The organism is Streptomyces sp. NPDC004134 (genome assembly GCF_042874195.1).
Classification (GTDB): domain Bacteria; phylum Actinomycetota; class Actinomycetes; order Streptomycetales; family Streptomycetaceae; genus Streptomyces.
The window spans coordinates 113,578-136,275 of the sequence record NZ_JBIAMS010000016.1 but is presented as its reverse complement, the minus strand read 5'-3'; the positions used below and the strand labels follow the sequence as shown (position 1 = coordinate 136,275).

Below are 22,698 nucleotides of genomic sequence, written 5' to 3'. Positions count from 1 at the left end.
CGGATCATGGCCCCCGCCGGATGAGGGCCCGGCTACCGAGATTACGGCACCCGCGCGCCGGGCCCCGCCCGGCGCCGGGGTGGTCACCGGAAGTGTCGATAAACCGGCACCGTACGTTTACCGCACGGTGCGCCGGTGCCGCGGCCTGGGCGCACCGCGCGGGCCGCGGCGGCGCCGGCAGCCGGCGGAAAGGCGGCGGGCGGGTGCGTACGGCGTGGTCCGCGCCCCGCTCCGCCGCCCGGGTCAGCCCGTGAGCTTCACCGGGTTCACCACGTCCGCCACCAGCACCAGCAGCGTGAAGCAGATGAACACCCCTGCGACCACGTACGCCACCGGCATCAGCTTGGCGACGTCGAAGGGCCCCGGGTCGGGTCGCCGGAAGACGCGCGCGAACCTGCGCCGCACGGACTCCCACAGCGCCCCCGCGATGTGCCCGCCGTCCAGCGGCAGCAGCGGCAGCATGTTGAACAGGAACAGCGACAGGTTGAAGCCCGCCACCAGCAGCAGCATCGACGCCACCCGCTGCTCCGGCGGGATGTCGAGGTTCAGCACCTCGCCGCCGACCCGGGCCGCGCCGACCACGCCGACCGGCGAGTCCTCCTTGCGCTCCTCGCCCTGGAACGCCGCGTCCCACAGGTCGGGGACCTTCGACGGCAGCGCGATCAGCGCGTCGAACCCGTTGACCACCATGTCGCCCATGCGGTCCACGGACTGGCCGAAGTCCTGCTTGACCACGCCGGTGGCGGGGGTGAAGCCGAGGAAGCCGGCCTTCACGTACTCGCCGTCGACGTAGCCGCCCTCGCCGTCGCTCTTGCTGACCGTGTTCTCGGTGAGCGTGGGGTGCAGGTCGACGCGCTTGCCGTCCCGCTCGACGGTGACGGTAGCCGGGCCGATGGTCTCCCGGATGCTGCTCTGCAGGGTCTCCCAGTCCTGGACCGGACGGCCGTTGAACGCCACGATCTGGTCGCCGCGCTCCAGGCCCGCCTTCTTCGCGGGCGCGGCGGGGTCGGCGTCGTTGCACTTGCGGTCCGGGTTCTCGGCGACCGACTCGGCCTTGATCACGCAGTCGGAGACCGAGCCGACGGTCGTGGTCTGGGTGGCGATGCCGAACGTCATCATCACGCCGACGAACACCACGACGGCCAGCACCAGGTTCATGAACGGCCCGGCGAACATCACGATGACCCGCTTCCACGGGGCCCGCGTGTACAGCAGCCGCTTCTCGTCGCCGGGCTGCAGCTCCTCGTACGCGGCAGCACGGGCGTCCTCGATCATGCCGCGGAAGGGTGAGGACGAGCGCTGCTGGATCTTGCCGTCGTCCCCGGGCGGGAACATCCCGATCATGCGGATGTAGCCGCCGAGGGGGATGGCCTTGATGCCGTACTCCGTCTCGCCCTTCGTCCGCGACCAGATGGTCGGGCCGAAGCCCACCATGAACTGCGGCACCCGGACGCCGAACATCTTGGCCGTGCTCATGTGGCCGAACTCGTGCCAGGCGATGGAGACGAGGAGCCCGAAGGCGAAGACGACGATGCCGAGAATCGTCATGAGTGTCGTCATGGGCGCACCTTCGTCATCAGTTGTCGATCGTCACTTGTCGTGCTGGTCGGCAGGCAGCCCGGCCAGCTCCCTGGCCCGGGCGCGCGCCCAGGTCTCGGCTTCGAGGACGTCCGCGACCGTCAGCCGGGTTCCCGGATCGTCCGTGCCGTGTTCCGCGACGACCTGGCTGACCGTGTCCATGATGCCAAGGAACGGGAGCTTGCCGGTGAGGAAGCCGTCGACACACTCCTCGTTCGCCGCGTTGAAGACCGCCGGGGCGGTGCCGCCGAGGGCGCCGACGTGGCAGGCCAGCGGCACGGAGGGGAACGCCTTCTCGTCGAGCGGGAAGAACTCCCAGGTGGAGGCGGCCGACCAGTCGAAGGCGGGCGCGGCGTCCGGCACCCGGTCGGGCCAGCCGAGCGCCAGCGCGATCGGCATCCGCATGTCGGGCGGGCTGGCCTGGGCCAGGGTGGAGCCGTCGGTGAACTCGACCATGGAGTGCACGTAGGACTGCGGGTGGACGACGACCTCGATGCGGTCGAAGGGGACGTCGTAGAGCAGGTGTGCCTCGATGACCTCCAGGCCCTTGTTGACCAGGGTGGAGGAGTTGATGGTGACGACCGGGCCCATGTCCCAGGTGGGGTGGGCGAGGGCCTGCTCCGGGGTGACCTCCGTCAGCTCCTCGCGCGTCCGGCCGCGGAACGGGCCGCCGGAGGCGGTGACCAGGAGCTTGCGCACCTCGCCGCGGGTGCCGCCGAGCAGCGCCTGGTAGAGGGCGGAGTGCTCGGAGTCCACGGGCACGATCTGGCCGTGCCTGGCCACGTCCTTGACCAGCGGACCGCCGACGATCAGGGACTCCTTGTTGGCCAGCGCCAGCATCCGGCCCGCCTTGAGCGCGGCGAGGGTGGGCGCGAGCCCGATGGAGCCGGTGATGCCGTTGAGCACGGTGTGGCACTCGTCGGCGGCGACCTCGGTGGCGGCGTCGGGACCCGCCAGGACCTCGGGCAGCGGCTCCCCGGCCCCGTACCGCGCGGACAGCGCCTCGCGCAGCTCGCCGGCCTTGTCGGCGCGGGCGACCGCGACGCGGCGTACGCGCAGCTTGTGCGCCTGCTCGGCCAGCAGTTCCACCCGGCCGCCCGCCGCGGACAGGGCGGTGACCCGGAACCGGCCGGGGTTGCGCAGCACGATGTCGATGGCCTGGGTGCCGATGGATCCGGTCGAGCCGAGGATGACGATCTCGCGGGGGCCGTCGTCCGCGGGCGCGGGACGCAGGTGCGGATCGGCGAGCGGGGCAGCAGAGGTCTCGGTCATCGCCCCATTGTGTCGGCTCACACTTGGCGCCGAGCAGATGCCCTCTCGATGCCGTCCGCTGTTGGCTCGCCCGTCCGTTCCCCGTCCACCGCCGGGGCGCCGCGGCGGGGGCGGCTGCTGATCACGGCGTACGCGGCGAGCACGACGCAGGCCGGGACGATGACGGTCTCCGGCACGTGCACCAGGGACAGCCCGGTGGCGAGCAGTATGATCGCCAGCACCCAGCGCAGCACGGCGCCGGGGGCGCGGGTGGAGAGCACGGCGCCGACGAGCACGCCGGGGATGGCGCCGAGGAGGAGCACGGCCGCGAGCCCCAGGCTGGCGTCGCCGACGAGGAAGTGGCCGACCGCGGCGGCGGCGACGATCGGGATGGCCTGGACGAGGTCGGTGCCGACGAGGTGGTTGGCCTTGAGCCGGGGGTGCACGAGCATCAGCATCACGATGATCAGCGAGCCGGAGCCGACCGAGGTCATGCCGACGACGAGGCCGCCGACGAGCCCGATGACCAGCGTGGGCACGGGCCGTACCGGCACGTGCGCGTCCTCGGTCTCCTCGCCCTGCGCCGCGCGCCGCCGGTCCAGCCACATCCGGGCGAGCATGCCGGTGACGGCGAGCAGCAGCGCCGCGCCGATGACGATCTTCACCCGGCTCTGCAGGTCCTCGCCCTCGCCGAGGAACTGCAGCAGGAAGGCGCCGCAGAACGCGGCCGGGACCCCGGTCGGCAGCAGCCAGCGCACCACGTCCCAGCGGACGGTGCCCGCCTTCTGGTGCACGGCGGCGCCGAAGGGCTTCATGAAGACCGAGGTGGCGAGGTCGCTGCCGATGGCCTGGGTGGGGTTGACACCGAAGACCGTCACCATGATGGGGGTCATGAGGGCGCCGCCGCCCATGCCTGTGAGGCCGACCATGCAGCCCACCAGGGCGCCGGCCACGACCATCGACCACGAAAAGTCCATAGACATCGATACTAGGGATTTCCTATCGGGATGCTAGGGATAGCTTTCTCTGATTTTCACCCGGCGACCGTGAGCTGCGCCACTCGACAGCCCCGCCTTGACAGGCAACCATTTGGTTGCCAATCTGGTCCTCCGAGGTGGTGACCATGGACGACGTCTTCCGGGCGCTCGCCGACGGCAGCCGCAGAGAGCTGCTCGACCGCCTCAACGAGCGGAACGGCCAGACCCTGCGGGAGTTGTGCGCGGGACTGGAGATGAGCAGGCAGGCGGTGAGCAAGCATCTGGCGGTGCTGGAGTCCGCAGGACTGGTCACCGCCGTGCGGCACGGCCGGGAGAAGCTGCACTACCTCAACCCCGTGCCGATCCACGAGGTGGCCGACCGCTGGATCGGCCGGTACGAGCGCGGGCGCCTCACGGCGCTGTCGGCGCTCAAGCAAGCGTTGGAAGGAAATCCCTTGAAGAAGCCCGCGTTCGTCTACACGATCTACATCGAGACCACGGCCGAGAAGCTCTACGAAGCGCTGACGACGCCGGAGTTCCTCGAGCAGTACCACGGCGGCTGGGCGCCCCGCTCCGACTGGCAGGCGGGCTCGACCGTCTACTGGCCGCTGGAGGAGAACGGCGAGCCCCTGGACCTCGGCCAGCGCGTCCTGGTGGCCGAGCCGGGCAAGCGGCTGGTGTACACCTGGCACACGCTGCAGCCGATGCACCAGGAGATGCTGGGCATGTCGGACGCGGAGTTCGCCGAGGCGGGCAAGGAGCGCTCGCAGGTCGCCTTCGACATCGAGCCGGCCGAGATCCCGAAGCTGGGCGTGAAGCTGACCATCACCCACGACCACTTCGACAGCCCGGAGAGCAGGATGCTGGAGAGCGTCAGCGGCGGCTGGGTCATGCTCGCCTCGCAGCTCAAGTCGATCCTGGAGCGGCAGCCGGCCTGACCGCGGCGCGCGGACGGCCCGCACCGCCGTCCGCGCGACCGCCGTCCGCCGCTAGGTGATCGGCCGGTGCAGGTTCGGCTTCTTCGCCGGGCCCGGCTCGGCCTCGGCGATCCACGGGCCGTCGCCCGAGGGGTCGACGATGCCCGCCTCCAGCCAGGTGTACGCGTCGTCCAGCACCTGCCTGACCACGGTGCGGTCCAGGTCGTCGGTGTTCGTCCACAGCCGGCCGAACAGCTCCTCGACCCGGATGCGGGCCTGCCGGCAGAAGGCGTCGGCCAGCTCGTACGCCTCCTTGCCGTGCCCGCCCCGGCCGGGAGCGGCGCGCAGCATCTCGGCCCGTACGCACGCCGCGCTCATCGCGAACAGCTCCGCGCCGATGTCCACCACCCGGCCGAGGAAGCCCTGCTTGGTCTCCATCCGCCCCTGCCAGCGGGACATGCCGTAGAACGTGGAGCGCGCCAGCCGGCGGGCGCTGCGCTCGACGAAGCGCAGGTGGGTGGAGAGGTCGCGGTGCCCGGGCGGGTGGAACTCGCCGTACGTCCGCGGCACCTGCCCCTTGCCGGCGACCAGCTTCGGCAGCCAGCGGGCGTAGAAGCCGCCGGCCCGCGCCCCCGCGCGCGCCTTCTCGGAGAGGTTCTTCTGCGGGTCGATGAGGTCGCCTGCGACCTTCAGATGGGCGTCCACCGCCTCGCGGGCGATGAGCAGGTGCATGATCTCGGTCGAGCCCTCGAAGATCCGGTTGATCCGCAGGTCCCGCACGATCTGCTCGGCCGGGATCGCCTTCTCGCCGCGGGCGGCCAGCGACTCGGCGGTCTCGTAGCCGCGGCCGCCGCGGATCTGGATCAGCTCGTCGGCCATGAGGCTGGCCATCTCCGAGCCGTAGAGCTTGGCGAGGGCGGCCTCGATGCGGATGTCGTTGCGGTCCTCGTCGGCCATCTGGGACGACAGGTCGAGCACCGCCTCCAGCGCGAACGTCGTCGCCGCGATGAAGGAGATCTTCGAGCCGACGGCCTCGTGCTTGGCGACCGGCCGCCCCCACTGCTCGCGGGCGCCGGCCCAGCCGCGGGCGATCTTCAAGCACCACTTGCCGGCGCCGACGCACAGGGCGGGCAGCGAGAGCCGCCCGGTGTTGAGGGTGGTCAGCGCGATCTTCAGGCCCGCGCCCTCGGGGCCGATGCGGTTGGCGGCGGGGACGCGCACCTGGTGGAAGCGGGTGACACCGTTCTCGATGCCGCGCAGGCCCATGAACTGGTTGCGGTTCTCCACCGTGACGCCCTCGGAGGCGGCCTCGACGACGAACGCCGTGATGCCGCCCCGGTGCCCCTCGGCCCCGTCGGCAGATGGCCGCGGCGGCACCCGCGCCATCACCACGAGGAGGTCGGCGACGACGCCGTTGGTGGTCCAGAGCTTGACCCCGTCGAGCAGGTAGTCGGCGTCGGGCCCGTCGCCGTCGGGGACCGCGGTGGTCGCCAGCCGGGCCGGGTCGGAGCCGACGTCGGGCTCGGTGAGCAGGAAGGCGGAGATGTCGGTACGCGCGCACCGGGGCAGGAACTCCTCCTTCTGCTCCTCGGTGCCGAAGATCTTCAGCGGCTGCGGCACGCCGATCGACTGGTGCGCCGAGAGCAGCGCGCCGACGGCGGGGCTCGCCGTGCCGACGAGGGCGAGGGACTTGTTGTAGTAGACCTGCGTCAGGCCGAGACCGCCGTACTTCCGGTCGATCTTCATGCCGAGGGCGCCGATCTCCTTCAGCCCGCGCACGGTCTCGTCGGGGATCTGCGCGTCGCGCTCGATCACGGCCCCGTCGATGCTCGTCTCGCAGAAGTCCCGCAGCCGGGAGAGGAACTCCTCGCCGCGTGCCACGTCCTCGGCGGCGGGCTCGGGGTGGGGGTGGATGAGGTCGAGGCGGAAGCGGCCGAGGAACAGCTCCTTTGCGAAACTGGGTTTGCGCCAGTCCTGCTCGCGTGCGGCCTCGGCGACCTCCCTGGCTTCCTTCTCGGAGACGGACGGCCGTGTGGATGGTGCGGTCATGAGGGAACTCACCTCGCCGCTGAGTAGGGGTTACCAGCCGGTGCTACTTGTGCGTATGTACCCGATTCAGCCGGGCGACACCACCCCGCGCGCGCCAATCGGGTGCCCCGCACCCCACCGCACGCCCTCACGCCCCCGTCCGCGGGCCTCTCCCCGGACCTCTCCCGGACCTCTGCCGGGCCCGCCACCTGGCCCGTCCGGCCCCTCCCCCGCCCTCTCCCCGCACGCCCGCCCAAGGGTAGGCTGCCCCACCGACAAGATCACCCGGGCGGCCGCCGGGCCCGGCGCACGCCCCCGCGTCCCGCGCCGCCGCGGCCCCCGACCCCGTACTCTCGGCCTCCGCGACCCGTGCGGGCACCGGCGGGCCGCGGGACCCCGTATCCCCAGCGCCGCACCCCCGCGCCGCCCCACCCTTCCGTCGCGTAGCGCCGCATCCGCGGAGTGCTACGCGCCGGACAACGCACCCTGCCCCGCCGACCGCCTACGGTGGGCAGCAGAGGTACTTGCACTCTCCGGAGGGACTCTGCCGTGACTTCCACACAAGCGTTCTGGCTCGCCGGCCGGCAGGCGACCGGCGAGGACACCCTAGACGTCACCTCGCCCTGGGACGGCCGCAAGGTCGGCACGGTGAGCATTCCCACCGACGCCCAGATCGAGGAGGCCGTCGCCGCCGCGCACGCGGTGAAGGACGAGCTGGCCGCCACCCCCGCGCACGTGCGCGCCGCGGCGCTCGACCATGTGACCAAGCAGATCGCCGCGCGCGCCGAGGAGATCGCGCGGCTGATCTCCGCCGAGAACGGCAAGCCGCTGAAGTGGGCCCGCGGCGAGGTCGGCCGCGCCGTGTCCACGTTCCGCTTCGCCACCGAGGAAGCCCGCAGGTGGGGCAGCGGCGACGGGCAGCGGCTCGACACCGACCCGGGCGGGGCCGGCCGGCTGGCCTTCACCCGGCGCTTCCCGTACGGCCCGGTCCTCGGCATCGCGCCGTTCAACTTCCCGCTGAACCTGTGCGCCCACAAGGTCGCCCCGGCCCTGGCCGTCGGCGCCCCGATCATCCTCAAGCCCGCCCCCGCCACTCCGCTGTCCGGGCTGCTCATCGGCGAGCTGCTGGCGGAGACCGACCTGCCGGCCGGTAGCTGGAGCGTGCTGCCGGTGCCGAACGACCGGATGCCCGCCCTCACCCAGGACGAGCGGCTGCCGATCATCTCCTTCACCGGCTCGGACAAGGTCGGCTACGACATCCTCAACTCCGTCCCCGGCAAGCGCGTCACCCTGGAGCTGGGCGGCAACGGCGCGGCCGTCGTCCTGGGCGACTACTCCTCGGAGGCCGACCTCGACCACGCCGCGCAGCGGATCGGCACGTTCGCCAACTACCAGGCGGGCCAGTCGTGCATCTCCGTCCAGCGCGTGATCGCCGACGCCTCGGTCTACGACCGCCTGGTGCCCAAGGTCGTCGCGGCCGTCGAGTCGCAGGTGACCGGTGACCCGGCGGACGAGACCACCGACGTCGGCCCGATGGTCAGCGAGGCCGCGGCCCAGCGGCTGGAGTCGTGGGTCGACGAGGCCGTCGGCGCCGGTGCCCGGCTACTGACGGGCGGCAAGCGGGACGGTGCGTCGTACACGCCGACGGTGCTGACGGACGTGCCGGGCGGCGTGCGGATCTCCCACGAGGAGGCGTTCGGCCCGGTCGTGACGGTGCAGCGGGCGGACGACGAGGACGCCGCGTTCGCGGCGGTCAACAACTCGAAGTACGGCCTCCAGGCGGGCGTGTTCACGCACGACGTGCAGAGCGCCTTCCGGGCGCAGCGGAAGCTGGAGGTCGGCGGCGTGATCGTCGGCGACGTCCCGTCGTACCGCGCGGACCAGATGCCGTACGGGGGCGTGAAGCGCTCCGGCGTGGGGCGCGAGGGCGTGCGGTACGCGATGGAGGACTACACGTACGAGAAGGTCATGGTCTTCACGGGGCTCGACGGGCTCTGACGACGGCCGGCCTGCGCGAGGACCCCCGGGATGATCCCGGGGGTCCTCGCGTGTCCGCCCGCCCCGGCACGGCCGTGAATCGTCCATGACAGGCCCCTGACAACCGGCGGCACAGCCCTCTAGGGTGCTCGGCGACCCGCCGATTCCCAGGCACCCAGGGGGGATTCACCACATGAGACGCATACGCGACTGGCGGCCCGCGGGCGTGGCCGCCGTCCTGCTCTCGCTCACCGCGACGCTCGTCTCCGGCGCCACCGCCGCCGAGCCGCGGGCGCGGCAGGAGCCCGCGGCCGCACCCGCCTTACGGGCCGCAGCGCCGCCGGCCGCCGCACCGTCCACCGCCGCGGCACCGGCCGCCGCGGTCGCGAAGCCCGTCATCAACGGCCCCGTCTTCAACGACCCGCTCGGCTCCGCCGCCCAGCGCGGCGCCGTCTTCACCCAGCTCATCGCGCTCATCGACGCCACCCCCGCCGGCCAGACCATCCGCGGCTCGATGTTCGAGCTGGAGGACTCGGCCGTCGCCGACGCCCTCATAGCCGCCCAGCGCCGCGGGGTCGCGGTCAGGCTGATCGTCGACGACAACACCCGCGACAAGGGCAGCGCCGCCTGGACCTCGCTCCGCGGCGCGCTGGGCACGGACGACACGAAGGCGTCGTGGATCGTCGTCTGCGACGACCGGTTCGAGGACCCGGGCAAGGACAACGTGCAGCGCGGCTGCCTCCCGGTCCCGCCGCCGGGGCCCGCGTACAACCACAACAAGTTCTTCGTCTTCACCAGGGTCGGCCCCTTCGACGACGGGAGCGGCTACGACAAGGTCGTCTTCCAGTCGTCCTCCAACCTCAACGACTGGTACAAGAACGAGTCCTACAACGACGCCGTGACCTTCGCCGACGCCACCGTCCACGACGGCTACGCGAAGTTCCACGAGGACCAGCGCCGGCTGCGGCACTCGGCGGCCGGCGACAGCACGTACTACTGGTCCACGCCCACCGGCTCGCCCTACCGCGCGTTCTTCTTCCCGCGCGGCGACGCGAACTACGGCAACCCGGCCAGCGACACCATCGTCAACGCCCTCGACGAGGTGGCGTGCGCGTACACCGGCACGGACGGCAAGCGGCACCAGACCGACATACGCGTCGCCATGTTCCAGTTCCTCGGCTCCCGCAAGCAGGTGGCCCAGAAGCTGGCGCAGAAGCGCGCGCAGGGCTGCTGGGTCGACGTCGTCTACAGCGAGGGCGACGCCACGGTCGAGGGCATCCTCGACGCCGCGGGCATCCAGCGCCAGTTCTGCAACTTCCCCAACGGCCCGGGCATCGACGTGCGGACGCACACGAAGTTCTGGCTGCTCGACGGCGACTACAACGGCGGCATCACGCCGCGCGTCTACACGGGCAGCCACAACTGGACCGGATCCGGGCTCCGTTCCGCGGACGAGGCGATGGTACGGATCACGAGCGCGGACTACCACGCGAAGTACCTGTCGTACTTCTACAAGATCCGCGACACCTGCAAGGCCCGTACGCCGTGACCCCCCGCCGCCCCGCCGGCCGGCAGCCGGCGGGGCGGCGGGCTCCGGCTACGCCTTGAGGGCCAGCCACAGCTCCATCCGCGTGTCCGGGTCGTCCAGCGAACGCCCGAGGATCTCCTCGACCCGCCGCATCCGGTAGCGCAGCGTGTGCCGGTGCACCCCGAGGTCGGCCGCCGCCGCGTCCCACTGCCCGTGCCGCGACAGCCACGCCCGCAGCGAGGCGACGAGGTCGCCGCGGCCCCGCTCGTCGTGCTCGCGCAGCGCCCGCAGCGTGCCGTCCGCGAACGCCTGCACCGCGTCGTCCGCCAGCAGGTCCACCACCGAGCCCGCCGTCACGTCCTCGTGCTCCACCAGCACCCGCCCGCGCCGCCGCGCCACCGACAGCGCCTGCTCGGCCTGCTTGTACGCCACCGTCACCACCGCCGGACCCGCCGGCGCCGACACCCCGGCGACCAGCGGCAGCGTCCCCTGCCCCGCGCCGGAACCGCGGGCCTGCCCCACGGCGCCCGGGTGCGCGGCCTCGACCCGCCCCGCGTGCTGCGCCGCCGCCTCCGCGACCGCGCCGCCGTCCGTGGCCAGCACCACGAGACGGCCGGCGTCGGGCACGGCGAGGAACGCCTCGCCCGACCCGGCCGCCGCGGCGTCCAGCGCGTCGGCCAGCTCCCCCAGCGCCTCCGGCAGCGGCTCCGGCTCGCCCTCCCCCACCGGCGCCACCGGCGCGGCGGCCTCGGCGACGAGGAGGCGTACGGGCGCGTCCAGCAGCCCCCCGTACAGCGGCCCGGCGACGGACCGCGCGTGGTCGGGCTGGCCGGCGAGCAGCAGCCGCAGCACGGCGGTGCCGAGGCGCTGCTCGGCGGCGGAGAAGGCGCTGGAGCGCTCGGTGACGAGGGTGAGGAGGGAGACGGCGGCGTGCACGGCGTAGCGCTCGGCGGGGGCCAGCTTGCCGTCGGTCCCGACGGCGAGGACGCCGCAGCAGCGGCGGCCGGAGCCGAGGGACTGCAGCTCGACGCGGTCCTCGGCGGGTCCGCCGGCGGCCGGCGCCGGGCGGCCGGGGGCGGCGTCGGCTCGGCCGGGAGCAGCGTCGGCCGCGGCCCCTGCCGCCGCGCCTGCGGCCCCGTTCGCTGCCGCCGCGTCCGCCGGCGGCCCGCCCGCCGACGTCCCTTCCGCCGCCGGCCCGTCGGCTCCGGACCCGCCCTCGCGGGCGTCCGCCTGCCCGGCCGGCTCCGCGGCTTCCGCCTCCTCGGCCCGTACGCCCGCCACCACCGCGCTCGCCGGCGCGGGCCGCCGGCGCAGCCGCGCCACGTCGCCCTTCAGCGCCTCCGCCCGCCCCGCCGCCCTCGCCGGGGAGACCGCGAGCACCTCGCCCGCCGTGTCGTACAGCGCCGCCCAGCCGTGGACGTGCGCCGCGAGCCGGCTGACGACCGTCGCCGGGCCCTCCGCGCCGAGCGCCGCCCGGGTCAGGTCCCGCTGCGCCTCGAAGCCGCGGGTCAGCGACCGGTACTGGTCGGCGGCGATGGCCGCGGAGACCACCTTGGAGATGGCGATGAACGGCGTCGTCCTGGGCACCTCCAGCAGCGGCACACGCGCCTCCCGGGCCGCCGCGAGCAGCGCCTCCGGCACCGTCTCGACGTTCACGCCGACGCCGAAGCCCACCCCGACCACCCCGGCGTCCGCGAGCCGCCGCATGTAGCGGCGCATGGCGTCGGCGTCCTCGACGTCGAGCTTGAGCGCGGTGGTCAGGATCAGCTCGCCGCCTTCGAGATACGGCACGGGGTCTATCAACTCGCTGGTCTGCGCCCAGCGCACGGCCACGTCCAGCTCGTCGGTGCCGGTGAGGACGGAGAGCTTGAGGGTGGAATGGCGGACGAGCGAGGCGAGCGTGGGCATGGCACCTTCTGGCTGCTGCGGCGGCCGGGGCCGCCGTGCTGTTCGTGACTGTCTGCGCGACCGCCCCGGCCGGGCAGGCCGCTGCGTACGCGACCGGCCCCGACCGCCCCGTCCGGCCCCGGCGGGCCGGCAGGCCCTCCGGAGTCCGGCGATCCGCACCGTCCTCCGACCGTCGCGGAGGTCTCCGACCGCTTTCAGACTGTCGCTGTGTCTTACGCCGCTCCGTATGAACGGCTCTTGCCATTGTGCCTCAGTGGTGCAAGTCGACCAGCACCGGAGGCGTCCGCTCGCCGTCCACCGTCGTCACGGAGAGCACCGCGTGCCCGGGCGGCAGCGTGTTCGCCAGCTCCGAGGCCGACCAGCGCTCCCGCTCCACGGTGCGCACCGTCACCGAGCGGCTCATGGCTTTCGTACCCGTGAAGACCTGCCGTACCCACCTCAGCAGCTTCCGGATGAGTCCACCGGAGACATCCGGGACGTGTGTGACGTCCTCCGCCTCCACCCACTCCGCGCCCCACGCCTCCGCGAAGTGCCGGCCGTCCCAGGTGCTGACGCCGGTCAGCGCCATCCGGCAGCCGACCGCGGCCAGCAGCGGGCCGCGCACCGGCTCGGCGACGTCGTCGAGCCCGCGCAGCCCCAGCACCACGCCGGCGTGCGCGGCACGCAGCCTCCCGATGGCCCGTACGGACTCGGGGCTGGCGGTGCGGGCGGCGTCGTCGAGGACGAGGGCGGCGAAGAGGGAGCGGTCGGAGCGGGCCGGGGCGGCGGCGGTGAACTGGGCGAGGAGCAGCCGGGCCAGCACCCGGGACGCCTCGGCGTGCGTACGCTCCGGCAGCACGATCCGTACCCGCATCGGGTGCTCGAGCGCCCGCATGGAGAACTGGCGGCCGCGGCCGCGGGTGTCGAAGAACCGGGCGAAGACGGGGCGGTCGAGCACGGCGAGCCGGCCGGCGAGGAGGGCGCCGACGTCGCCGGGGCGGGAGAGCTGGCGCTCGCGGGCGTCGAGCTCGCGGAGGGCGGCGACGGCGCGGTCGGCGGCGAAGGGGTCGGCACCGTCCTCGGCGCCGCCCTCGGCGACGGCGGCGCAGTCGCGCCGCAGCGCGGCGAGGGCGGCGCGGTCGCCGTCGAGGAGGCCGCGCAGCTCGGCGACGCCGGGGAAGGTGCCGTACGCCGACTGGTAGGCGCCGATGAGCTGGCCGAGGGCGGTGACGGCGGGCCGCGCGTGCGCCCAGTCGGCCTCGTCGCCGCCGAGGAGGGCCTCGGCGAGCAGGGCGGCGGCCTCGTCGGGGTCGGCGGTGCCGCCGTAGAGGTCGAGGTCGTGGGGGGAGGAGGGGTCGGCGATGCGGATGACGACGTCGTACGCGTCGTCGTCGCCGAGCGGGGCGCCGGCGGCCCCGACGACGACGACGGCTGCCCGGCCGGCGAGCGCCTGGAGGCAGAGCAGCTCGGCGACGGGTCCGGTGACGCGGTCGCTGACCACGTTGCCGGCGGGGCCGACGGCGAGTAATCCGGTGCCGAGGAGGGCGGGTTCGAGGGCGATGCCGCCGCCGCGGTAGGCGTAGGGGTTGCGCTTGTCGTCGGGGGCGGCGCCGATGCGGACCTGGCCGGTGACGAGGTCGTGGCGGTAGGCGCGGCGGCCGATGTCGCGGAGCCCTGAGGGGTGCGGGCAGGCGGCGGGGCCGTCGCGCCGTACGGAGTCGGCGAAGGCGCGCAGCCGCTCGGGCCGGGCACGTACGGACTCCCAGGCCCGCGCTATCCGCGCCAGATCGACGTCGTTCATCCCCCCGCCCCGGGCGGCCCCCCCGAGCACCTCGGCCTCCCCCACCAACCCGGCAGCCCGCAACTCGCCCCACGCCACGGGGTCTTCGTCCTCGGCGTCCTCGGCGTCGGGCCTCTCGGCTGTGTCTTCCTCAAGCGGTACGCCGCGCCACTTGGCCGTCAGCACCTCGCGCCACTTCCCGAGGCGGCTCAGGGGGTAGAGCAGGGCCGCGAGCACGATCCCGTACACGAGGTACACGAAGACGGCGCTCAGGTACTTGTTCCAGTCCTCGGACCACGACAGGGGCAGGATGCCGAAGGCCGCGCCCATGACGGGCACCGCCTCGGACAGCACGAGAAGCACCACGGCGAACCCGGCCACACCGGTCAGCGCGGCCTCCATGGCCGCGCCACGCGCCACGGCGTACCGCTGGTACAGCTCCTGCCAGCCGCCGGCCCGGCCGCAGGCATACGCGATGCCCGCGAACACCAGAGTGTCGTACAAGTCCCTGGCGACCGACGCCGCGCGCTTGTCCCGCCGGCCGCCCTCGCCCTCCCACCAACTGTCCGGCGTGAACCAGTCCAGCGGCGCGTCCAGCATCCCGAAGAGGAAGACCCCGTTGCGGTAGAAGGACCACGCGATCAGCCCGATGAGCACCGACAGCGCGGCGGCGCCGAAGAGCTGGCGGTCGGAGAGGCGGTCGGGCTCCTCGGGCGGGCGCGCCACGTGTCCGTAGCGCCAGACGCCCGGCGCGGCGTCGGGGCGGGTCTCCCGCATCCACTCCAGGAAGGGGGCGCCTGGGTCGCTCAACGCCCCGTATCCCGGCCCGGTCCCGTACCCCTGCCCCGGGGCCGCCTTCGGACGATCCGGGCGCTGCGGAGGCACGGACGGCCTCGGGGGCGGCAAGCCCGGTCGGCCTCTTCCGTCGGGCCTCGCCTGCCGCGGCCCGCGTCGGCCGTCCTCGCCCATGGTCCGCTCTTCCTTCCGCTGGTCCGGGCCCCGTTACGGGGCCGGTCCCGACCTTGCGTGCCGGCGCCCAGTCCGCCGCCGGGCGGCAACTCGGCGCCGTGCCGCCCAACTTAGCGCGTGCCGCCCACCGACCCGGTGCCCGTCCGGGGCACGCGTCAACCGCCCCCGTACGCTCACGCACACCCCCGGAGTCACATATCCGCGTCCCGCATCGTCCTGAGGGCATGAGAAACACCACCTCCGGGGCACCACGCCCGTCGATCGCCCAGGCCAGCTCGCAAGGGAGGCGGTGAGCGTGCCGCACGACGACGATCTCGCCCGGGCCTTCGAGCACGAGCGGCCCCGGCTGCTGCGGGTCGCGTACTCCACCACCGGCTCCCTCGCCGAGGCCGAGGACTGCGTGCAGGAGTCCTGGCTCCGGCTGCGCCGCGTGCCGGAGCCGGGTGCGATACGCGACCTGCGCGGCTGGCTCACCACCGTCGTCGGCCGGCTCGCGCTCGACGCGCTCGGCAGCGCCCGCTCCCGGCGCGAGCGGTACGTGGGCACCTGGCTGCCCGAGCCGCTCGTGGAGCCGGCCGGGGTCGTCCACCCGGCCGACCCGGCCGGCTCGGCCGACCCGGCGGAGCAGGTGACGCTCGACGAGTCGGTGAGCATGGCCCTGCTCGTCGTGCTGGACGAGCTGTCGCCCGCGCAGCGCACCGCCTTCCTCCTCCACGACGTCTTCGGCCTGCCCTTCACCCAGGTCGCCGAGGTCGTCGGCCGCACCCCCGCCGCGGTGCGCCAACTCGCCTCCCGCGCCCGGCGGCACGTCGAGCAGAGCCGCCCGCACGAGCCCGCGCCGCGCGCGGAGCAGTGGCGGCTGGTGCGGGCGTTCGCCGCCGCCTGCCAGGAGGGCGACCTGGAAGGGCTGGTGCGGCTGCTCGATCCGGAGGTGGCGTGGCGCGGGGACGGCGGCGGGCTGGTCTCGGCGCTGCCAGGGGTGGTGCGGGGCGCGGAGCGGGTGGCGCGCGGGCTGGTCGCGTTCGGCCGCGGGCCGCTGCCGCCCGGCACGATGCGCGTGGTCACCGTCAACGGGGCCGCGGGGCTGGTGCTGTACGGGCCGGAGGGGGAGGTGTCGGTGGCGGCGTTCACCGTGGACGGGGGCCGGATCACGGCGATCGACGTGCAGCGCAATCCGGAGAAGCTGACGTCGGTCCGCTTCCCGGAGGCGTAGGGAACGGGGCCCCTACGGGCCGCGGTGCAAGGGCGCGGGTCCGTACGCCGTACGCCGGTGCCCCCGCCCGTACGCCGTACGACCGCCCCCCACTCCGCCGTAAGCCCGCGGCCTCCCCGCCCCGCACCCCCGCGTTTCCGCAGCTCACCCGCCCCCTGTCCACCGTGGACAAAGCGACACGGCAGACCGCTCCCCCGCGTAGCATGCCCCCGCCCGGCGCCCGGCCCTAGCCTGCGAGGGAGAGCATCGTCGTCCGGACCCGGAGGAGATCCCCCATGACCAGCGCTTCCGCCACCGCAGGCGCCGCGCTCCCCCAGGAGCGGCGGCTTGTCACCCCCATCCCGGGGCCGAAGTCCCAGGAGCTGATGGCGCGCAAGAACGGCGCCGTGGCGCAGGGCGTGGGCACGGTGATGCCCGTCTTCGCCGCCCGCGCCGCCGGCGGCGTCGTCGAGGACGTCGACGGCAACCGGCTCATCGACTTCGGCGCCGGCATCGCCGTCACCTCCGTCGGCAACAGCGCCGAGGCCGTCGTCCGCCGCGCGTCCGCGCAGTTGGCCGACTTCACGCACACCTGCATGATGGTCACGCCGTACGAGGGCTACGTGGAGGTCTGCGAGCAGCTCGCGGAGCTGACCCCGGGGGACCACGCCAAGAAGTCGGCGCTCTTCAACTCCGGCGCCGAGGCCGTGGAGAACGCCGTCAAGATCGCCCGTTCGTACACCGGCCGCCAGGCAGTCGTCGTCTTCGACCACGGCTACCACGGGCGGACGAACCTCACCATGGCGCTCACCGCCAAGGACATGCCGTACAAGCACGGCTTCGGCCCCTTCGCGCCGGAGATCTACCGCGTGCCCGTCGCCTACCCCTACCGCTGGCTGACCGGCCCGGAGAACTGCGCCGAGGAGGCCGCGGCGCAGGCCGTCGACCTGATCACCAAGCAGGTCGGCGCGGAGAACGTGGCGGCGATCGTCATCGAGCCGATCCTGGGCGAGGGCGGCTTCATCGTGCCGGCGGCCGGCTTCCTCCCGCGGATCGCGCAGTTCGCGAAGGACAACGGCATCGTCTTCGTCGCGGACGAGATCCAGTCCGGCTTCTGCCGTACGGGCCAGTGGTTCGCCTCCGAGGCGGAGGGCGTCGTCCCCGACCTCATCACCACCGCCAAGGGCATCGCCGGCGGGCTGCCGCTGGCCGCGGTCACCGGCCGCGCGGAGATGATGGACGCGCCGCACGTCGGCGGCCTCGGCGGCACGTACGGCGGCAACCCGGTGGCGTGCGCCGCCGCCCTCGGCGCCATCGAGACGATGCGCGAGCTGGACCTGAACGCGAGGGCCCGGCGCATCGAGGAGATCATGAAGAGCCGGCTGATCGAGCTGCAGGGCAAGTACGACGCCATCGGCGAGGTCCGCGGACGGGGTGCGATGCTGGCCATCGAGCTGGTCAAGCCGGGGACGAAGGACCCCGACCCGCAGCTCACGGCGGCGCTGGCCAAGGCGTGCCACGCGGAGGGGCTGCTGGTGCTGACCACCGGGACGTACGGGAACGTGATGCGCTTCCTGCCGCCGCTGGTGATCGGCGAGGACCTGCTGGCCGAGGGGCTGGACATTCTGGAAGGGGCGCTCTCGCGGAACGCGTGAGGCAGGCGGTACGAGCACGGCGCACCCCGCGCCGACCGGCGGCGCGGGGTGCGGAACGGGCACAGGAGCCGGCGCGGGAGCACGAGTCGGGGCAGGCGCCGCCGCCAAGGCGGTGGGCGGTCGCGGCGTGGGCCGTCCTCGGCTGCACCGTGCTGTACGGGCTGCTTGCCTGGCAGGTCGCGGTGGACGGGCCGGTGCGCGGGCTGGACGAGCGCACCGGCCCCGCGCTGTCCCGGCACGCCCCGCCGGGCGCGGAGCTGCTGGCCGACCTGGGCGGGGTGTGGGTGGCGCTGCCGGTGCTGGCGGCGGCGATGCTGTACGCGGTGTGGCGTACGCCGGTATGCGCCGGGGCGGCGCCCGGCGGCGCGGGACGTACCGCGACCGCCCCCGCCCGCCGCGGCGCCCTTCGCCCCCTTCACTCCCTGCACCCCCTTCGTCTCCTGCACCCCCTTCTGCGCCGTGTCCCGGCCGCCGTCCGGGTCCCGCTGTTCGCCGGGGCCGCCGCCTTCGCCGTGCTGCCGGCCGTCGTCCTCCCGCTGAAGTCCGCGCAGGCCCGGCCCGGCCCCAAGGGCCCGCTCGCCGACGACTACGCCGGGTTCTTCCCCTCCGGCCATTCCACCACCGCCGCCGTCGCGTACGGCGGCGCCGTGCTGCTCCTGCTGCCGCTGCTCCGCTCCCCCACCGCCCGGCGGCTGCTGGTGGCCGCGGCGGGGGCGGTGGTGCTCGGGGTCGGGGCGGGGCTGGTGTGGCGGGAGTACCACTGGCCGCTGGACGTGCTGGCGGGGTGGTGCGTGGCGGGAGTGCTGCTCGCCGGCTGCTGGTACGGAGCCGCCCGGCTCACGGCGTACGCCGCGGCCCGCGTCATTCCCCACCGGCAGGACCACCCCCGGTGTCCGCAGGACCCGCAGCACCCGTAGGGCCGCCCGGCCCGTCCGCGAGGTGCGCCGCCGCCTCGTGCATCGCCAGCTCCAGCACCACCGGATCCGTCAGCCACCCGCTGCCGTCCGGCGGCACCAGCCACCGCACCGCGCCGGTCGACCGCCCCGGGTAGGGCACCACGATCCACGTCCCCCGCCCCGCGCTCCGCACGCCCGTACCGACCCAGCGCGCCGCCGTCCCCGGCGGCACGAAGAACCCGAGCCGCGCGTCCGTCACGTCCGCGAGCACCGGGCCGGGACGGCCGGTGATCCGGGTGACCACGTCGAGCGCCGGCCGCCCCAGCTCCCCCGGCAGGATCAGCACGTCCCAAAGCCGCCCGGCGGGCAGCAGCGACACCCCCAGCGGGTTGCGTTCCCACTCCCACCGGCAGCTCTCGGGTTCGGGCGCCGCCGAGACCAGCCACTCCACCGCGGATTTCGCCCCCGCATCAGTCATCACGCTCATTCCCTCGTCTCCCCTCGCACCGGTCCTGCTAGACCGGCTGTCAACGGGAGAGAGGGGGCAGGGCCGCAGCTCTTATGCGGCTTTACGGAAATGGCCGGGGTGGTGTGGATCACAATGCCCGGCAGGGGCGCACGCCGGAGCGCGCCGCAGGGCGTGCGTCAGGCGGGGCGCTCGTCGGTGCGGCCGTCGAGGTCCTTCCACCAGTACGCGTACTCGTACGGCCCTCCCGGCGACACCTCGAACTCGACCTCGCCCGGCCCCTCGTCGAGCACGAAGCGGTATGTGGCCACCGCGACGCGGTCGTCGGCGAGGGTCAGCGGCAGCCCGTGGCCGCTCTCCTGCTCCAGGTTCCCGCCGTCGGAGCCGATCGGGTATGCGGTGACCTCGCTGTTCGCCAGGGTCGCCAGCTCGCCGGTGCGGTTCTCGACCCGGACCCAGACGTCCAGGTAGCCGCCCGGGGTCGGCTCCGCGTGAAGGGTCACCTCCAGGCCGTCGTCGTACGCGATGGTCTCGCCGGCCTCGACCGCGCTGTCCGTCTCGGGCGAGACGGGGGCGAAGAGGTCGACCGCGAGGACGACGAGCAGGATGCTCATGCCGATCCCGACGACCGCCGCGACACCGCCGAGCCAGATGCCCGACAGCCCGGAGCCCCTGTTGCGCGCCTCGCCGCGCCGCACCCGGCGGAGGGTGACGATGCCGAAGCCGATGGCGAGGCCGCCGAGGATGACGGCGAGGGGGCTGAGGAGGAGCGTGAACGAGAGGACGGCGCCGATGACGCCGAGGATCAGCGCCGCGATTCCGGAGCCGTTGCGCGGGCCGGGGGGCGGCACCCAGGCGTAGGGGCCGGGGAGGTAGGGCTTCGGGCCGTACGGACCGGGGTCGGGGCCCGGTTGCGGCCGCTGCCAGCCGGGCGCGAGGGGCACGGGCGGACCGCCGTCGGGCGAGGGCAGCAGGTCGCTGCCGGGGCGCGCCGGGAGGTCTTTCCGCCCGCCGGCCGCGGGGTCCGCGGGACCGGTGACCGGGCCCTCGGTCACCTCCGCACCCCGGTTCGCATCCCCATCCGCATCACCGTGGTCCGCACCCGCGCCGTTCCCGGCAGAGACGTCGGCGGCCGCACCGTCCCCGCCCGCCTCCGCGCCGCCCCCGGCCTCCGCACCGGCGGGCTCCCCGGTGGGATCCTCCGCCTCCCGGTCCTCCTCCGCGCGGAGCGCACCTCGCCCCGCCGCGTCGTCCCGCCGGTCCGTTTCCATGGGCTCAACTGTACGAGCCGCCCGCACCCCCTCGGACCGGTTCACCCGGCGCCGCCCGGCCAGGGCAGCGTGCCCGACCGGTCCGTCATCACCTGCACGCGCTCCCCGTCCCGGCGGTCCGCGGGCTTCTCCTCCTCGTCGTCCCCGGAGAAGATCACGCCCGTCAGCGTCAGCACGATGACCACCGCCGCGACCGCGAACGCCACCGCGCCCGTCGCGATGCCGATGACCGCGTTGCGCCCGGCGACCGCGCCGTCGCGCCGCGCGCGGCTGCGCGCGACCAGGCCGAGCACCAGCGCCGCCGGGCCCAGCAGCACGGAGAGGACGATGCCGTAGACCGTGGGCAGCAGCGTGACGCCGACGATGCCGCAGACCATCGCCTTCGTGCCCAGACCGGCCGGTCCCTGCCGTGCCCCGGCCGCGGCCGGGGCCGGTGGACTGCTCGCCGCCATGTCCGCTCCCTCCGCTGCCCTCGCGCCCCGCGCGCACGCGCGTTCGCACATGCTACGGAGCCGGGGCGGCGCCGTCAGTCCGTTGGCCTACGATGATGCGATGGCCGATCTCGACTCCTTCATCGCCGGTCTGCCCAAGGCCGAGCTCCATGTCCACCACGTGGGCTCCGCGTCGCCCCGCATCGTCGCCGAACTCGCCGCGCGGCACCCGGACTCCGCGGTGCCTGCGGACGCCGCCGCGCTCGCCGAATTCTTCTCCTTCCGCGACTTCGCCCACTTCATCGAGATCTACCTGTCCGTCGTGGACCTCGTCCGCGACCCGGAAGACGTGCACCTGCTGACGTACGAGATCGCCCGGGACATGGCCCGGCAGCAGATCCGGTACGCGGAGCTGACCGTCACGCCGTACAGCTCCACGAGCCGCGGCATCCCCGACCGCGCCTTCCTCGACGCCCTGGAGGAGGCCCGGCGCAGGGCCGAGGCCGAGCTGGGCGTCGTGCTGCGCTGGTGCTTCGACATCCCCGGCGAGGCGGGGCTCGCGGCGGCCGAGGAGACCGCGCGGATCGCCATAGACGTCGGCTGCGAAGGGCTCGTGGCCTTCGGCCTTGGCGGCCCCGAGATCGGCGTGCCGCGCGGGCAGTTCAAGCCCTACTTCGACCGGGCCATAGCGGCCGGGCTGCGCAGCGTGCCGCACGCGGGCGAGACGACCGGGCCGCAGACGGTCTGGGACGCGGTCACCGAGCTGCGCGCCGAGCGCATCGGGCACGGCACGAGCGCGGCGCAGGACCCGGAGCTGCTGGCGCACCTCGCGGAGGCGGGGATCGCGCTGGAGGTCTGCCCGACGTCCAACGTCGCGACGAAGGCGGTGGCTTCGCTGGACGAGCACCCGCTGCGGCAGATCGTGGACGCGGGTGTGCTGGTGGCGCTGGGCAGCGACGACCCGCCGATGTTCGGTACGGACCTGAACACGGAGTACGGGGTGGCGGCCCGCCTCCTCGGCCTGGACGAGGCGGGGACGGCGGCGCTGGCGAAGAACTCGGTCACCGCGTCGTTCATGGAGCCGGCCGCGAAGACGGCGCTGACCGCGGAGATCGACGCGTACCTCGCAGCCTGGCCCGCGACCGCCGCCGGCGGCGCCCCCGGGGCCGCGACCCCGTCCGCCCCGTGACGGGGGCCGCGCCCGCCGTGCTGGCGGTCGCCCACCGCGGCGATCCGTACGTCGTACGCGAGAACACCCTCGGCTCGCTGCGCTCCGCGGTGGCCGCGGGCGCGGACGCGGTGGAGTTCGACGTCCGGCTGACGTGGGACGGTATGCCGGTGCTGCTGCACGACCGCACGCTGCAGCGGCTGTGGGGGCAGGAGGTGAACCTGGCCTCGCTGACGTACGCCGAGGTCGAGGAGCGCTCCGGGGGCGGCATCCCGACGCTGCGCGAGGCGCTGAAGGTCATGGCGGACAGCCCGGGCGTCCGGTCGTTCATCGACCTGCCGGACCCGGCTGCGGCCGAGCACGTGGTCGCCGAGGTGCTGGAGTCCGACGCGGCTGCGCGTACGTACTACTGCGGCGGCACCGCGGCCCTGCTCACCATCCGCGCCGCGGACCCCGACGCCGAGATAGCGCTGACGTGCTCCTCGCCCGTCCCGTACCGCGCGGGCCTGCTGCGGCGGCTGCGCCCGCAGTGGCTCAACTACCGCTTCGGCCTCCTGGACGAGGAGACGGTCCGCGAGGACCACGAGGCGGGCTACAAGGTGTCGTGCTGGACGGTCGACTGGCCGCGCAACTGGCGCCGGCTGACGGCCATGGGCGTCGACGCCATCACCAGCAACCGCATCGCGGGACTCCGCCGCCACCTGGGCTCCTGAGAGCGGCTCACGAA

Annotated in this window: 17 protein-coding genes; 8 read left to right on the top strand and 9 right to left on the bottom strand. The window is 74.1% G+C overall.

The features are described from left to right. Positions 1 to 243 precede the first annotated feature (243 nt). Genes ACFYVJ_RS21010 through ACFYVJ_RS21000 form a run of 3 tightly spaced genes read right to left on the bottom strand, consistent with a single transcriptional unit; the run spans position 244 to position 3,806 of the window. Complete coding sequence (locus tag ACFYVJ_RS21010; RefSeq protein ID WP_388893515.1) at positions 244 to 1,560, bottom strand: M50 family metallopeptidase; 1,317 nt, start codon at positions 1,558 to 1,560, stop codon at positions 244 to 246. A 30-nt stretch (positions 1,561 to 1,590) separates the two neighbouring features. Beyond that, complete coding sequence (gene dxr / locus ACFYVJ_RS21005; RefSeq protein WP_388893513.1) at positions 1,591 to 2,850, bottom strand: 1-deoxy-D-xylulose-5-phosphate reductoisomerase; 1,260 nt, start codon at positions 2,848 to 2,850, stop codon at positions 1,591 to 1,593. Between the two features lie 17 nt (positions 2,851 to 2,867). Further along, positions 2,868 to 3,806: a sulfite exporter TauE/SafE family protein gene (locus ACFYVJ_RS21000; protein ID WP_388893511.1), complete on the bottom strand. Its 939-nt coding sequence runs from the start codon at positions 3,804 to 3,806 to the stop codon at positions 2,868 to 2,870. Positions 3,807 to 3,952: 146 nt separating this feature from the next. Between ACFYVJ_RS21000 and ACFYVJ_RS20995 the strand changes: the two genes are divergently transcribed. Beyond that, positions 3,953 to 4,744, top strand: a complete 792-nt coding sequence (locus tag ACFYVJ_RS20995) for an ArsR/SmtB family transcription factor (RefSeq protein ID WP_388893509.1) — start codon at positions 3,953 to 3,955, stop codon at positions 4,742 to 4,744. A 51-nt stretch (positions 4,745 to 4,795) separates the two neighbouring features. Here the strand turns inward: ACFYVJ_RS20995 and ACFYVJ_RS20990 are convergent, their stop codons facing one another. Then, positions 4,796 to 6,772 carry an acyl-CoA dehydrogenase family protein gene (locus ACFYVJ_RS20990; RefSeq protein WP_388893507.1) on the bottom strand — a complete coding sequence of 659 codons (1,977 nt, stop codon included), beginning with the start codon at positions 6,770 to 6,772 and terminating at the stop codon, positions 4,796 to 4,798. A 528-nt stretch (positions 6,773 to 7,300) separates the two neighbouring features. Here ACFYVJ_RS20990 and ACFYVJ_RS20985 point away from each other — a divergent pair. Both ACFYVJ_RS20985 and ACFYVJ_RS20980 read left to right on the top strand, forming a co-directional pair. After that, positions 7,301 to 8,749 carry an aldehyde dehydrogenase family protein gene (locus ACFYVJ_RS20985; protein WP_388893505.1) on the top strand — a complete coding sequence of 483 codons (1,449 nt, stop codon included), beginning with the start codon at positions 7,301 to 7,303 and terminating at the stop codon, positions 8,747 to 8,749. Positions 8,750 to 8,921: 172 nt separating this feature from the next. Further along, positions 8,922 to 10,277: a phosphatidylserine/phosphatidylglycerophosphate/cardiolipin synthase family protein gene (locus ACFYVJ_RS20980; protein ID WP_388893503.1), complete on the top strand. Its 1,356-nt coding sequence runs from the start codon at positions 8,922 to 8,924 to the stop codon at positions 10,275 to 10,277. Between the two features lie 48 nt (positions 10,278 to 10,325). Here ACFYVJ_RS20980 and ACFYVJ_RS20975 read toward each other — a convergent pair whose 3' ends face one another. Together ACFYVJ_RS20975 and ACFYVJ_RS20970 are read right to left on the bottom strand one after the other, a co-directional pair. Next, a complete protein-coding gene (locus ACFYVJ_RS20975; protein ID WP_388893501.1) occupies positions 10,326 to 12,164 on the bottom strand; it encodes a PucR family transcriptional regulator ligand-binding domain-containing protein in 1,839 nt (612 codons plus the stop codon). A gap of 250 nt (positions 12,165 to 12,414) precedes the next feature. After that, positions 12,415 to 14,733, bottom strand: coding sequence for a hypothetical protein (locus tag ACFYVJ_RS20970; RefSeq protein ID WP_388893499.1), 2,319 nt, complete (start codon positions 14,731 to 14,733; stop codon positions 12,415 to 12,417). A gap of 454 nt (positions 14,734 to 15,187) precedes the next feature. On the opposite strand from ACFYVJ_RS20970, the gene sigJ reads away from it, so the two are divergent. The 3 genes from sigJ (at position 15,188) to ACFYVJ_RS20955 (ending at position 18,656) form a co-directional block, all read left to right on the top strand. Next, positions 15,188 to 16,105 carry an RNA polymerase sigma factor SigJ gene (gene sigJ, locus ACFYVJ_RS20965; protein ID WP_388893594.1) on the top strand — a complete coding sequence of 306 codons (918 nt, stop codon included), beginning with the start codon at positions 15,188 to 15,190 and terminating at the stop codon, positions 16,103 to 16,105. Between the two features lie 275 nt (positions 16,106 to 16,380). Continuing rightward, positions 16,381 to 17,739 (top strand): 4-aminobutyrate--2-oxoglutarate transaminase, encoded by a 1,359-nt coding sequence (gabT, locus tag ACFYVJ_RS20960; RefSeq protein ID WP_388893497.1) that lies wholly within the window; start codon positions 16,381 to 16,383, stop codon positions 17,737 to 17,739. Beyond that, positions 17,736 to 18,656, top strand: a complete 921-nt coding sequence (locus tag ACFYVJ_RS20955) for a phosphatase PAP2 family protein (protein ID WP_388893495.1) — start codon at positions 17,736 to 17,738, stop codon at positions 18,654 to 18,656. Before gabT ends, ACFYVJ_RS20955 begins: the two co-directional genes overlap by 4 nt. On the opposite strand, the gene ACFYVJ_RS20950 is transcribed toward ACFYVJ_RS20955, so the two are convergent. The 3 genes from ACFYVJ_RS20950 to ACFYVJ_RS20940 form a co-directional block, all read right to left on the bottom strand. Further along, positions 18,601 to 19,113: a hypothetical protein gene (locus tag ACFYVJ_RS20950; protein ID WP_388893593.1), complete on the bottom strand. Its 513-nt coding sequence runs from the start codon at positions 19,111 to 19,113 to the stop codon at positions 18,601 to 18,603. The two genes, ACFYVJ_RS20955 and ACFYVJ_RS20950, sit on opposite strands and share 56 nt — an antisense overlap. Before the next feature lie 167 nt (positions 19,114 to 19,280). Beyond that, positions 19,281 to 20,372, bottom strand: coding sequence for a DUF4190 domain-containing protein (locus tag ACFYVJ_RS20945; RefSeq protein WP_388893493.1), 1,092 nt, complete (start codon positions 20,370 to 20,372; stop codon positions 19,281 to 19,283). Positions 20,373 to 20,413: 41 nt separating this feature from the next. Further along, positions 20,414 to 20,824 carry a DUF4190 domain-containing protein gene (locus ACFYVJ_RS20940; RefSeq protein ID WP_388893491.1) on the bottom strand — a complete coding sequence of 137 codons (411 nt, stop codon included), beginning with the start codon at positions 20,822 to 20,824 and terminating at the stop codon, positions 20,414 to 20,416. Positions 20,825 to 20,924: 100 nt separating this feature from the next. Between ACFYVJ_RS20940 and ACFYVJ_RS20935 the strand changes: the two genes are divergently transcribed. Together ACFYVJ_RS20935 and ACFYVJ_RS20930 are read left to right on the top strand one after the other, a co-directional pair. Further along, complete coding sequence (locus ACFYVJ_RS20935; RefSeq protein ID WP_388893489.1) at positions 20,925 to 21,992, top strand: adenosine deaminase; 1,068 nt, start codon at positions 20,925 to 20,927, stop codon at positions 21,990 to 21,992. Continuing rightward, positions 21,935 to 22,684, top strand: coding sequence for a glycerophosphodiester phosphodiesterase (locus tag ACFYVJ_RS20930; protein ID WP_388893591.1), 750 nt, complete (start codon positions 21,935 to 21,937; stop codon positions 22,682 to 22,684). Before ACFYVJ_RS20935 ends, ACFYVJ_RS20930 begins: the two co-directional genes overlap by 58 nt. The last annotated feature ends 14 nt before the right edge of the window (positions 22,685 to 22,698 follow it).